This window comes from Rhizobium sp. 11_C7_N12_5 (genome assembly GCF_051811145.1).
Taxonomy (GTDB): Bacteria; Pseudomonadota; Alphaproteobacteria; order Rhizobiales; family Rhizobiaceae; genus Rhizobium; species Rhizobium lusitanum.
Map to the genome: position 1 here is coordinate 2,174,546 of NZ_JBPWPY010000002.1, position 13,307 is coordinate 2,187,852.

Below are 13,307 nucleotides of genomic sequence, written 5' to 3' on the forward strand. Positions count from 1 at the left end.
GCGGCCAAGACCCTTGGGAACAGAGCCTATGAGAATCCTGACAACGCGCGGCTGCGACCGCCCGATTTCGCGTGGCGTCCTGCCATCCTCTGCGGTTGGCGGGATTGTTCCGGGACGGCAGGGAACGGCGAGCCCTTCCATTGCTTTCGCGTCAGGAAGGGAGCTGCGGTGAAGACTCGTCCGATCGCTCTTAGTGTCAATGGGCACTGCCACACGCTCGACCTGCCTCCCGAAACGCCTCTCCTCTATATCCTGCGCAACGATCTCGGTCTCAACGGGCCGAAATTCGGATGCGGCCTCGGCGAATGCGGCGCCTGTGCGGTGCTGATCGGCAAGCGCGCCGTGCGGGCCTGCACGATATCGGTTGCCGCCGCCGAGGGACGCGCCATCGTCACCCTCGAAGGTCTTGGCACAAAGGACAAGCCGCATCCGGTGCAACAGGCCTTCATCGAGCAACAGGCCGCGCAATGCGGCTATTGCCTGAACGGCATGATTATCGCGACCACGGCCCTGCTCCTGCGCGACGCGCAGCCGGACGAAAGTGCCATTCGCGCAGCCCTCAGCCGCCACCTCTGTCGCTGCGGCACGCATATCGAGATTCTCGCAGCGGCCCGGCGGGCCAGCGAACTGATGGCTGCCCTCCCCTTGTGGGTGATTGCGGAGGATGCGCCATGACCGCACTGCAAGAGACGCCCCGCACCCGCTATCTCGAAGCGGATGAAATCCTGCTGGTGGTCAAGCCTGGAGACGCGCTTCAGCCCGACATTTTCCTTGCCCTTCATCCCGATGGGACCGCAAGCGCCTTCAACGGCCATGTCGATCTTGGCACAGGCATCCGGACGGCTCTGGCGCAGATCGTAGCGGAAGAGCTCGATCTGCCTTTCGAGCGGGTCCGGATGGTGCTCGGCAGCACGACGGCGGCACCCGATCAGGGTGCGACGATCGCCAGCGAAACGATACAGGTGACAGCGATACCGCTGCGCCAGGCGGCGGCAACCGCGCGGCAATGGCTTCTCGAACAAGCTGCCCTTCGATATGGCGAAGCACCGCAGACACTCACGGTCGAAGAAGGCATCATTCACCCCGAAACACCGGCCAATTGGTCGATCACCTTCGGCGAGCTGATCGCCGGGCGCCATGAGCGGATCGCCATCGACGTTACCGCGCCATTGAAGCGGGTAGAAAACTACAGGATCGTCGGCAAGCCGCAGTCACGCAACGACATCGCCGCAAAGGCGACGGGACAATGGACCTATGTCCATGATGTCCGCGTGCCGAACATGCTGCATGGCCGCGTCGTCCGCCCGCCCTATGTCGGCTTCGACCATGGCCCGCATGTCGGCCATAGCCTGATCTCCGTCAACGAGGCCTCGATCTCGGATATTCCCGGCTTGGTCGGCGTCGTGGCGATCGGCGATTTCGTCGGCATCGTCGCCACGCGCGAGGAAAACGCTGCCGAGGCCGCACGCCGGCTCGAGGTCGTATGGCGCGATCCGCCACTTCTGCCCGACCTCAACAATCCCGAGCAGGCGCTGCGCGACAATCCGGCCAAGAAGCGCATTCTAGCCGATCAGGGCGATGTCGACCGCGCACTCGAAGGCGCCTCGCCGCGTTTTGATCGCAGCTACGTCTGGCCCTATCAGATGCACGGCTCTATCGGCCCATCCTGCGCCGTTGCCGATTGGCGCCCGGAGCGATTGGTCGTCTGGTCCGGAACGCAAAACCCATATCCGATGCGCCGTGATCTGGCGCTTCTTCTTGACATGCCGGAAGAGGCTGTTCTCGTCGAGCGGCTGGAGGCGGCCGGCTGCTACGGGCGCAATTGCGCTGACGACGTGACCGCCGATGCCGCCCTTTTGTCGCGCGCAGTCGGCCGGCCGGTGCGCGTGCAGCTCACCCGCGAACAGGAGCATGGCTGGGAACCGAAGGGCGCCGCGCAGGTGATCGATGTGCGCGGCGGGCTCGATTTCGAAGGCGGGCCGGCGGCCTATGATTTCGAGACGCGCTATCCGTCGAACCTGTCGCCGACGCTTGCCCTGATCCTGACCGGCAAAGCCTCGAACATCGCGGCAACATCGGACATGGGTGACCGCACGGCGATCCCGCCCTATGCTTTCAGCAATATGCGCATCGCCGTGCAGGACATGCCGCCGATCGCGCGGGCGTCGTGGTTTCGCGGCGTCTCAGCCATGCCGAACAGCTTCGCGCATGAAAGCTATATCGACGAACTCGCCTTCGCGGCCAAAGTCGATCCAATCGAATACCGGCTGCGCTACCTGAAGGATCCAAGAGCGGTCGATCTGGTCCATGCGGTGAGCGCGCGCGCCGGCTGGACGCCGCGCACTGAGCCGGGAACGATAGGCGGCGAAGGCGACCTGCTCTATGGCCGGGGCTTTGCTTACGCGCTCTATGTCCACGGCAAGTTTCCGGGAACGCCGGCCGCCTGGTCGGCCTGGGTCGCCGATGTCGCCGTCAACCGCAAGACCGGCGAAATCGCGGTCACGCGCGTGACGGTCGGCCAGGATTCCGGCATGATGATCAATCCGGATGGCGTGCGTCACCAGATCCACGGCAATGTCATCCAGTCCACCAGCCGCGTGCTGAAGGAGAAGGTGGATTTCTCCAGCACCGCGGTCGAGAGCGCGGAGTGGGGCGGCTATCCGATCATCACCTTCCCGGAAGTGCCTGAGATCGACGTGCTGATGCTTTTGCGGCAGGACGAAGAACCGCGTGGCGCCGGTGAATCCGCGTCGGTCCCATCGGCTGCAGCCATCGTCAACGCCGTCTTCGACGCCACCGGCATTCGGTTCCGCGAACTGCCGCTGACACCCGAACGCGTGCTAGCAGCCCTTGGTGAAACACCTCCGGCACTCGCTCCGCCGACACCGGTCAAGAAACCATGGTGGCGGCGCGGATCGACGCTCGCAGGCGCAGGCGGCATCGTCGCAGGCGTGCTTGCCGGCGGCATTCTCGCCGCCTCGCCCTGGCGCGGGGCCTATCCCGAGATCACGCGACCGGACCCCGGCACCTACAGCGCCGCCACGATCGAACGCGGACGGCTGGCGGCGGCGGTCGGTGCCTGCAATGTCTGTCACACCGGACCGGACGGAACACCCTTTGCCGGCGGCCGCGCCTTCGACACGCCGTTTGGCGTGATCCATGCCACGAACATCACGCCCGACGCCAAAAGCGGCATCGGCGCCTGGTCCTATCCAGCCTTCGAACGGGCGATGCGACAAGGCGTGCGCCGTGATGGAAAACATCTCTATCCCGTGCATCCCTATCCGTCCTTTGCCGGTGCCACCGATGCGGATCTTCAGGCGCTCTATGCCTTCCTGATGACGCAGGCACCTTCTGCCACAAAGACCAAGGACAACGCCTTGCGCTTTCCCTTCAACATCCGGCCATTGCTGGCCGGCTGGAACATGCTCTTTCCCGGCGGAATGACAGTGCCGGCGGACGCAACGAAAGGTGAAGCCTGGAGCCGCGGCGCCTATCTCGTCGAAACCCTCGGCCATTGCGGCGCCTGCCATACGCCGCGCAACGTGCTCGGCGCCGAGAAGAAGGGCGAGTTCCATCTTGCGGGCGGTGTCGCGGAGGGCTGGAATGCACCGGCGCTGAACGGTGCCGGTCTTGCCCCCGTCGGCTGGAGCCAAACCGCTCTCTACGACTATCTGCGCACCGGCACCGCCAAGGGCCATGGCAGCGCCGGCGGGCCGATGGGCGCGGTCGTCAAGGCGCTTGCTCCCCTTCCCGACAGCGATATCCAGGCCATGGCGACGTATCTGGCAAGTTTCTCTGGCCAAACCGAAGACGGTGCGGCCGCGCAGCAAACGACCGCGCTCGCTGCCACAAAGGCGGCCGAGGCGATGGCGGCACGCATCGCGCCGGTGGGAGCAAGGCTATTCGAGGGTGCCTGTTCAGCCTGTCACACCGAAACTTCACCGCTCGGATCGCTCACCTTCAATAGCAACCTGCACGCTGACCGACCCGACAATGTCCTGCTGACGATGATGCACGGGGCGGAAGCTCCGGCGCTGCTCGCCCAGAAGGCAGGTGCCGATGCCGCCGAGATCATGTCCATGCCGGCTTATGGCGAAAGCCTGAGTGATCGCCAACTGACCGACCTCGCCACCTATCTACGCGCCCGCTTCGCCCCCGATAGACCCTCCTGGCAGGAGCTTGGTGCCGCCATCGAACGCGCTCGCGCCGCCCAGCCGATGGATTGAGGTGGGAGCGAATGCGCACGATGGAGGAGGCCGGAAAAATGGAAAGGACTGAGCAGACAGCGCCGGACTGGTTTGCAGCTCCGCAATCCCGTTTCCGTCCAGCCGCCTACTGGTTCTGGCACAGTCTGCCGTCTCCAGACGAGATGAGGGCGCAACTGACGGACTTTCGCGACAAGGGTTACGGCACGATCCTCATCCAGGCGCGCCTTGCACTCCCGCGCTCGGTCTACCTCTCGCCTGCCTTTCTGCAGGCCTATGCGCAGGCAGTCGCGATTATGGGCGACCTCGGCCTCACCGCCGGGCTGTACGATGACTACAACTGGACGAGCGGTCAGGCCGGCGGGCGCACGGTCGAAGGCGCGGACCACTTGCGCGAACGGCATCTCTTCTGGGCAGCCGAAGAGACGCCCACAGGCGAAATCGACGGGATCGAGGCGCCATTCGCGGCCGCATTAGGCCCGGATATTGCCGATTGGCTATATGACGGCGGTGTGCCGCGCTTCGGTGACTGGCAACGCGTCGCCGCCTTGCTGCATCCCGTCGATGCGCCGTCTCCGGACCTGATCCTGGACGTGAGCGATCGGGTTCGCATTGTGGGGACAGACGAGGGCTGCCGCTTCTCTTACGATGGCCAAATTCCGAAGGGATGGAGGCTGACGGTGTTCGCCTCGGCGCGCTGCCTAACCTCTCGGCTCATCAACTATCTTCTGCCGGAAGCCGGCCAACGGTTCGTGGACGTCGGCCTCCAACCCTATGCGGATGCGCTCGGCAGACTGATGCCGAAGCCGCTTGAATTCCTGTTCTTCGACCAGCCGGGTCCCGGCTTCTATCGCTGGCGACAGCAGACCGGCAACCTTGGCAACAGCCCGCTCTATGCGCCGCTGCTGGAAGCCGCGGTCGAGACGGCAAGCGGAACCGCGTTCGGCACTGTGTTGCTGTCGTTGGTGACGGACCTGGGTCCGTCGACCGCACGGCTGCGCTGTCTCTTCTACGGAACCTATACCCGGCTAATGTATGATGGCTTTTTCCAGCCGCTGAAGGCGTTTGCGCGAAGGCATGGCCTGTCCCTGACCGGACATGAGATCCTGCCACATGTCGGCAGCTTCGCGCTCAATGGCGGCTTCTCCTCGATCGACCCGCGGGTCACCCCTGCTGTCGACTTTTTCGGCCTCGACGCATTGCGTGACGAGACTGCCGTCGATGCCAATAATTTCGCGGCACAACTCGCGCCGAAGCTCGGCGACTCCGTTGCTCGCGCCCACGGACGTTCGCGGACGATCGTCGAACTCTACACGACCGCCACCCGCACCGAGCGACGCGGTGCCGGGCAATGGGAGCTGACGCCAGCAACGCTGCGCGCGCAATCGATACGGCTGCATCTGCTAGGCGCCCGCCAGGTGCTGATGCACGCGCTCTACCAGACCGACGGCGACGATGATGACGACAGGCTGTTCGTCAATCCGCGTTTCGACTTCGCGCCCGGCCTGAATTTCGAGCCCTGGTGGCCGCATCATGCCACCATTGCTGATGAGACCGCACGGCTCTCGGCTTTCCTCGAGGATACGGCACCGCTTGCGCCCATTGCACTCTTCTACCCGCTCCACACGGCATGGGCGGAAGGGCCGCGCCATGCACACGCCCGGCATTTCGGCAGATGGTGCGAGGCTCTTGCCGAAAACGGCTGCGACTACATGGTGATCGACGAAAAGAGCCTGATAGATGCCGAGATCCGTGACGGGCGGCTGCATGTCAACGGTCTCCGTTTTGCAGCCCTCGCCCTGCCGGCGGTCAGAATTCTCGGGAGCGTTCGGACCACCCGCATACTCGGCGAGTTTGTTGCCGCGGGTGGCGAGCTGTGGACTTCGGGCGACGCTCCGGAAGGCGCATGCGACGGAAGCTTGTCAATCAGCTCGACAGCCCATCTCGACACCGAACCGGACGCGCAGATGATCACCCAACTGCTGAACAGGTTGCCGGCGCAAGGTCCGACAATATCCTTCTCCGGCAAAATAGGCCGCCACATCGCGAGTGATCGCGAGGATTTTTTGCGCGTTGTGCTCTTCAACGAAGGAAACGACGCGGACGACCTGCTGATATCGCTTGGCGCTGGCATGGAATACGAAATCTGGGACGCGGTTAAGGGGACGCACACGCCGATCGCAACGGCAACATCCTTGAGCATCACCCTCGAGCCGCAACAACTCGTGTGTCTTCGCCTACGCGAAAGTCCGGCAGCATCCGGAGCAATCGCGCCCCTGTTCAAACAACCGAATCCATCGCGTGCGGTGGCTCTCGATCGCGGCTGGACGTTCAGGACATCGGAAGGCGGCGATGCCCTCGCGATCAATGTCGATGAAGGCTGGCAGGTGCAGGGTTTTGCGAATTTCTCCGGCATCGGCCTCTATCGCCTTACATTCGATCTCGACGCCGCCGCCGATATTATCCTGGATCTCCCCTCGGTGGCGACGGCCGTCACGGTTCGCATCGATGGGCGTGATGCTGGCATGCGCTGCTTTCCGCCCTTTCGGATTGCTCTCGGCTGCCTGTCCGCGGGGCCGCACGATCTTGAACTTGCGGTCAGCAACACGGCTGCCAATCGCTATTATGCCGGAACGCCCTATGCCGGCTCGGTCTGGCCCGATGAAAGCGGCTTGACGGCAGCGCCGAGGCTGCTCTTCTACGACCCGTTCAGTGTGAAGGAATGAATGTAATGCCCGGCCATGTCACGATCCCACTTGCCCGCGCCTGGAACAGCTGGTCGTCCCGCCCGGCGGAATTGACCTTCCTTCCGCTTGGCCTGCGCATTACGCCGGTGCTCTATTCGACCCGCGCGCGACGGGCGAGCGCCATCGAACCGCGCCACGATCCCGTCCGTTTCGGCCGCCACACGATCGACAATAGTCTGATCGAGCTCGAAACGGAGCTTGGCGGAACGTCGATACGGTTTCAGGCGAGTGCGTCGGATCCTTTCGCCGTCCGGGGACAATGGGAAGCGCCTCAGCTCGGTGAGTGGGGGACGCGGTTCTGGTTGACGCTGGCCATATCGTCCGATGGCGGCGAAGTGGTTCGCTACGACGCGGAAAAGGGCGCCGCCATCATCAAGATCGACCGCCGCTTCGCGGCCATCGTCACCCGCGCACCGGCAATCCAGGTGACAGGTCACGACAGCATCGATGCCCTGCGCGCCGACTTCGAGACCAACGGCTATTTCTATACCGCGACCCGCAGCGACAGCGCACCGGTACTCGGTCTTCGCTTCAACATGGAAATGATGCGCGAAGGCGCCTACGCCGCTGCGGTCGCCGACAGCGAGGACCTGGCGGTCCTGAATGCGCGCGCCTGCCTCGAAGCGGCCTCCCGACCGGCGCCTTCTCTGCATGACGGACAATTTGCCGGCGCGCTCGATGCCGTGCGCGATGTCGTCGGCTGGAACACGATCTGGGACAAGGTCAACCATCGCCCCTACACCGCCGTCACCCGGATCTGGAACCTCGGCGAGTTCGCCGTCTGGTACAATGATCAGACATTCGCGGCCTTGCTGGCCGGTGTTTTCGACACCGATATCGCCCGCGAGAACATGGCTGCGGCGCTCGCCGGCGCCACACCGCAGGGCAATATCGCCTGCATCGTCACCTCGAACGACGCCTGGGTCGACCGCAGCCAGCCGCCGCATGGCAGCCTTGTTGCCTGGCTGCTGTATCTGAGAAATGGCGAGCGCTCGATGATCGAGGCGAGCTATGAGGCGCTCGCGAGAAATCAGCGCTGGTGGCGAAGCCATCGCGATCCCGATGATTTCGGACTTATCTCCTGCGGCACCAGCGATGTCGGTGAAGGGCTCTATAAAGGGACGATTTTCGGCGCCCGCAACGAGACTGGAATGGACAATTCCGCGACGCATGACGAGGCCGTCTACGATCCCGTCACCCGAACCCTCTCGACCTACGATCTCGGATTGAACTGCGCCCTGGCGCTCGACGCGGAAATGTTGTCGCACATGGCCGCCCTTCTCGGCCGCGCCGAAGAGGCCGATGAGTTCGCGGCACTCGCAGACCGGAGCCGGCGATTGATCCGAGAGCATCTCTGGGATGCCGATCGCGGCATCTTCGCCAATCGCCAGCGCAAGGGCGGCTTCGTCCGCTCGCTGTCGCCGACAAGTTTCTATCCCCTGATGTGCGGCGCGGCGAACGCTGAACAGGCCTCGCACCTCCTGGCATATCTTGCAGATCCCGCGACCTTCGGCGGTGCCTTCGTGCTGCCGAATGCCACGCGCAACGATCCGGCCTTTGCCGAAAACGTCTATTGGCGCGGCCGCATCTGGCCGAATGTCAACTTCATGGTATGGCTTGGGCTCAAGCGTTATCGCTTCGATGCCGAGGCCAGCCATCTGGCGAAGCAAAGCTATGATCTCTTCATGCAGTCCTGGCGGGACCGACGCATCGCCGCCGAGAACTACAATGCCACGACCGGCGAGGCGATGGACCAGGGCGATACCGATCCTTTCTACATCTGGGCGGCGCTGCTTCCCTTGATGGTGGTCGAGGAGCTCTGCGGCTTCGACCCATGGAACGGCTGGAGCCTTTGCAACAACGGTGCTGACGCAAATTTCGGTCCGCTGTTGTCACCCGCAGGACGTATCCATGTCAGCTCGGAAAACGGCGTGCTGACGGTGACGCGCGATGGTGTGCCGTTCCTGTCGACAAATAATCTTGGGCGGTTCACCCATCTCGTCGTCGGGGATGGCTACATTTCCTGCCGCATCGAAAGCGCATCGCAGAGTGCGGCGGAACTGCATCTCGTCGGGATCGATGCAGGCGAGGTCGTGGCGGTGAAACTTGGCGAGATGGATGCCCAATGGCGCGCGGCCGACATCGGTATTGTCGTTGCTCTTCCCACAGCGGACAAGACCCGGGAATTTCACCTATGGCATCGCCGGCAAGTAAAATGAAGCCTAGATCACATCAACTCGTTGCCCGTGCTTGACAAGACAATATCTCCGCATTAATCGTTTGTGTACAAACAAAAAAGAATAGGGAACGACCGAAGAACTTATTTCGCGCCAGATGCGAAAACCTTGGAATTGGCGATCAATTCCGGGATGTATTCTTTCGCTCAAGAAACTATACGGAAATAGGCCGCGTTCCGAGAAAGCCGGCGATTTCCACTTCACTGATACGTATCCATTTCGATATCCGCTAGGACTGCGAGCAAGACGAAGCCTTCACCACCATCGGTAAATGGACCAAAAATCAGACAAAAGGGGAACATCAGGATGAACACCACACGACGTCAAACTCTGGGCCTGATCGGCGCCGGCGCCCTCGCCGCCGCCACATCGTCCCTGTTGTCGCGCCAGGCGCGCGCCGCCACCAAGATCACCGTTCTCAACTGGCAGGGCTACGGCACCGACGAAGCCTGGGCTCTCAAAGCCTTCACCGAAAAGACCGGCATCGAGGTCGTTCACGACTATTTCAGCTCTGAGCCGGAAATGCTGACGAAGCTCAGGACCAATCCCGGCGTCTACGATGTGGTGCTGATCAACAGCGCCCGTTCGCAGCAAGCGGCGAGCGAAGGTCTCATCTCTCCCATCGACTTCTCCAAGGTGCCGAATGCAACGGGCCTGTCGCCCGAACTGAAGAACCATGCGAACCTCCAGCTTGACGGCAAGACCAACGGCGTCTCCTGGGTCTGGGGCATCACTTCGCTTGCCATCACCGAGGGGTCGCCCAAGCCGGACAGCTATGCAGCGCTTGGCGATCCCGCCCATAAGGGCCGAGTCGCCCTGTTCGACGATGCCGTCACCGGCGTTGCGATCGGCGCACTGTTGTCCGGCCAGGACATGAACAATCCGAAGGACCTCGCCGTCGTCACCGAGAAGCTGAAGGCATTCAAGCCGAACATCAAGCTGCTCTGGTCGAGCGAAGACGAATGGAACAAGGCATTCGCCGCCAAGGAATTCGACCTTTCGATCTTCTGGTCGGGTGCGGCCGTCCGCTCCAAGCGCAACAGCAAGCTGCCGGTCGAATTCGTGGTTCCGAAGGAAGGCGGCATCGGCTGGCTGGACAGCCTGTCTGTCCCGGCGACGAGCACCAATCCGGATGCTGGCCTTGCCTTCATCAACTACATGATCGACCCTGACTTCTATTTCCAATGGGCAACCAAGGTCGGGGCGCCGGCTTCGGCCAATGCTGCCGCCATGGAAAAACTGCCGGCCGACGATCTCAACCGGGTGATCCACAAGCCGGAATATCTGAAGACGATGACGATTCAGTCGGCCCTGCCCGACGATCGCCGCGAAGCTTTCAATAACCTCTGGCAGGAAGTGAAAGCCTTCTATGCAGCCTGAGGCAGTTTCTGCATCGACGACGCGCGGACCGGAAGGTTCGCGCGCCCGGCCAGGCATCCCCGGTTGGCTCGCGACGCTGGTGCTGCTGCTGCCCACCTATGGATGGCTCTTCATCGCGGTTCTCCTGCCGCTTTGCACGATGTTCGTGTTCAGCTTCATGAATGCGACACCGATGGGCAAGGCCCCCATCGTCTTCACGCTCAGGCAATACCAGGTCTTCTCCACACAGCCCTATCTCCTGGGCATCGCCTGGACGTCGCTGCTGATGGGTTTCTGGACGACATTTGCCTGTGCTGTCCTTGGTTTCTTCGCGGCGCTGGCGCTGGCGCGCGCCACCATCGGCCGTACGCGCGAAACCCTGCTGATCCTCATCCTGCTGCCGTTCTGGACGAATGGTCTCGTGCGCATCTTCTCCTGGACGATGGTGCTGCGCGAAGGCGGCTTTCTCGACGATGTGCTGCACTGGGTCTGGCCGGGAGCCGGTTCGATCGGCTTTCTCTACACCAGATCGGCAATCGTGGTCGGCCTCGTGCACGGTTATCTGCCCTACATGATCCTGACCTGCTACATAGCACTGGTCACGATCGACGATGCGATCATCGAGGCCGCCGCAAGCCTCGGCGCCCGCTGGTGGACGATCCTCTTCCGCATCCTCATACCGATGGCGGCACCCGGCCTGATCTCCGGCGCCGTGCTGACTTTCGTGCCGGTGCTGGGCTCCTTCATGGAGCCGCGCATTCTTGGCGGCCGTGTCGGCGTCACCATGGGTACGGTCATCGAGGACCAGTTCACCCAAGCCTTCAACTGGCCGCTGGGTGCAGCACTATCCTTCACGATGCTCGCCGTCGTGCTTGCGATCTTCGCGACGTTTTCGGGCGTGCTTCGGCGCGGCAGCGGGGCCGTCGCATGATCGGTCTTGCGCGCTTCTATCTCGCTGCCATCCTGGTCTTCCTCTATCTGCCGATCGTGGTGATGATGGCTATGGGCTTCAACGAGTCCTCGCTCTATGAGCTGCCGTTTCACTTCTCGACCAAATGGTATGTGGCTCTTGCAGGCAACGACCAGCTGATTTCAGCCGGGATCAACAGCATCGTCATTGCCGTCATCACCGCTGTCGTCTCGACAATCCTCGGAACGATGGCCTCGGTGGCGCTTGCCCGGCGAACATTCAAGGGGAAAACGCTGTTACAGCTCATGCTGCTGCCGCCGATCGCCATTCCCTGGCTGATCACCGGAACGGCCATGCTCGTCTTCTTCTTCTGGACCGGTATCGGACGCGGCATGCATGCACTGCTGATCGGCCATGTGGCGCTCGCCATTCCCTACGTGGTTCTCGTCGTCGGAACCGGCTTCCAGACGATCCGGGCCGATCTTGAAGAGGCGGCCATGAGCCTGGGTTCGACACCGATCCATGCATTCTTTTCGGTGACGCTGCCGCTTCTCGCCCCGAGCATCCTTGGCGCGGCCCTCTTTGCTTTCGCCGTTTCGCTCGACCAATTCGTCATTTCCTATTTCCTCGCAACGCCCGGCTTCACCACCTTGCCGGTGCAAATCTATTCGGCGATCCGCAAGGGCTTCACGCCAGAGATCAACGCCATCTCGACGATCCTCTTGATCGGTTCGATGGCCGCCATCCTCGTCTTTGCGATCTTTGCCAGGCCCGGAGGCGTCAGTGACAAACGTTGAAGTATCATCGGTCGCCAAGACCTACGGCCGGACACCGGTGCTGGCCGACATCTCGACGGATTTCACGGAAGGATCCTTCACCAGCCTGCTCGGTCCCTCCGGCTCCGGCAAGACGACGCTTCTGCGCATCATCGCCGGCTTCATCACACCCGACAGCGGCAAGGTCGCGATCGGCGGCCAGGACGTGACAGAGACACCGGTCTGGGCGCGCAATATCGGCATGGTCTTCCAGTCCTATGCGTTGTTCCCGCATATGACGGTCGCCGAAAACGTCGCCTTCGGCCTGGCGCGGCGCGGTATTCGCGGTGCGGAGGCCAGGCAACAGGTCGATCGCGCCCTGGAAATGGTACGCCTGCCGGGCTTCGGCGATCGCAAACCGAAGCAGCTCTCCGGCGGGCAGCAGCAACGCGTGGCGCTTGCCCGTGCCATGGTCATCAAGCCGAGCGTCCTGCTGCTGGATGAACCGCTCTCGGCGCTCGACCGGCGACTGCGGCAGGAGATGCAGGTCGAACTGCTTCGCATCCAGCGCGAGACCGGGTTGACAACGATCTTCGTCACCCATGACCAGGAAGAGGCGCTGACGCTCTCCGACAAGGTCGCGATCCTCGATCGTGGTCGTATTGTCCAGATCGGCGCTCCTGCGGAGGTCTATGAGCGCCCGAAAACGCGCTTTGCAGCGCAGTTCCTCGGCGATTCCAATTTTCTGAACGGCACGATTGCCAATGGTGGTGTCAGGCTTGCGGATGGCACGCTGGTGCGCTGCCATGGCCCGCTTTCGTCCACAGGCAACAGCGCGACGCTCGCCGTGCGGCCGGAAAAGATGTCGATCCTCCCAGCAGGTACATCGCCCGAAGCGGGCCTCAACGCCTTGGCGGCTCGCATCGAGACTGTGATCTATGCCGGCCCGGCGCTCACCTATGTGCTGGTAACGCCGGATGGAACTTCGCTGAAACTCTTCGCGCAAAATCGCGATGGCACCGTGCTCGCAAGCGGAACGGACGTGACCCTCGCCTGGTCGCCGGACCACACCATTGCCGTCGAGGATTGAA

Annotated in this window: 8 protein-coding genes; all 8 read left to right on the forward strand. The window is 62.7% G+C overall.

From position 1 onward, the window contains the following. Positions 1-168 precede the first annotated feature (168 nt). The 8 genes from AB8B29_RS29165 to AB8B29_RS29200 all read left to right on the forward strand — a co-directional run bounded on the left by AB8B29_RS29165 (position 169) and on the right by AB8B29_RS29200 (position 13,306). Positions 169-675: a (2Fe-2S)-binding protein gene (locus AB8B29_RS29165; protein ID WP_037197086.1), complete on the forward strand. Its 507-nt coding sequence runs from the start codon at positions 169-171 to the stop codon at positions 673-675. Further along, positions 672-4,229: a molybdopterin cofactor-binding domain-containing protein gene (locus AB8B29_RS29170; protein WP_092575476.1), complete on the forward strand. Its 3,558-nt coding sequence runs from the start codon at positions 672-674 to the stop codon at positions 4,227-4,229. The genes AB8B29_RS29165 and AB8B29_RS29170 overlap by 4 nt, the downstream gene beginning before the upstream one ends. 38 nt (positions 4,230-4,267) lie before the next feature. Next, positions 4,268-6,934 carry a hypothetical protein gene (locus AB8B29_RS29175; RefSeq protein ID WP_092575571.1) on the forward strand — a complete coding sequence of 889 codons (2,667 nt, stop codon included), beginning with the start codon at positions 4,268-4,270 and terminating at the stop codon, positions 6,932-6,934. 5 nt (positions 6,935-6,939) lie between these two features. Then, positions 6,940-9,174 carry an MGH1-like glycoside hydrolase domain-containing protein gene (locus tag AB8B29_RS29180; RefSeq protein WP_092575472.1) on the forward strand — a complete coding sequence of 745 codons (2,235 nt, stop codon included), beginning with the start codon at positions 6,940-6,942 and terminating at the stop codon, positions 9,172-9,174. A 324-nt stretch (positions 9,175-9,498) separates the two neighbouring features. Then, on the forward strand, positions 9,499-10,572 hold the full coding sequence (locus tag AB8B29_RS29185; protein WP_047639121.1) for an ABC transporter substrate-binding protein: 1,074 nt from the start codon (positions 9,499-9,501) through the stop codon (positions 10,570-10,572). Then, positions 10,562-11,482 (forward strand): ABC transporter permease, encoded by a 921-nt coding sequence (locus tag AB8B29_RS29190; RefSeq protein ID WP_080760437.1) that lies wholly within the window; start codon positions 10,562-10,564, stop codon positions 11,480-11,482. Before AB8B29_RS29185 ends, AB8B29_RS29190 begins: the two co-directional genes overlap by 11 nt. After that, positions 11,479-12,258, forward strand: a complete 780-nt coding sequence (locus tag AB8B29_RS29195) for an ABC transporter permease (protein WP_037197090.1) — start codon at positions 11,479-11,481, stop codon at positions 12,256-12,258. The genes AB8B29_RS29190 and AB8B29_RS29195 overlap by 4 nt, the downstream gene beginning before the upstream one ends. Further along, the gene (locus AB8B29_RS29200) at positions 12,245-13,306 is read left to right on the forward strand and encodes an ABC transporter ATP-binding protein (protein ID WP_037197091.1); all 1,062 of its coding nucleotides are present in this window, start codon (positions 12,245-12,247) and stop codon (positions 13,304-13,306) included. Before AB8B29_RS29195 ends, AB8B29_RS29200 begins: the two co-directional genes overlap by 14 nt. Position 13,307: the final 1 nt, after the last annotated feature.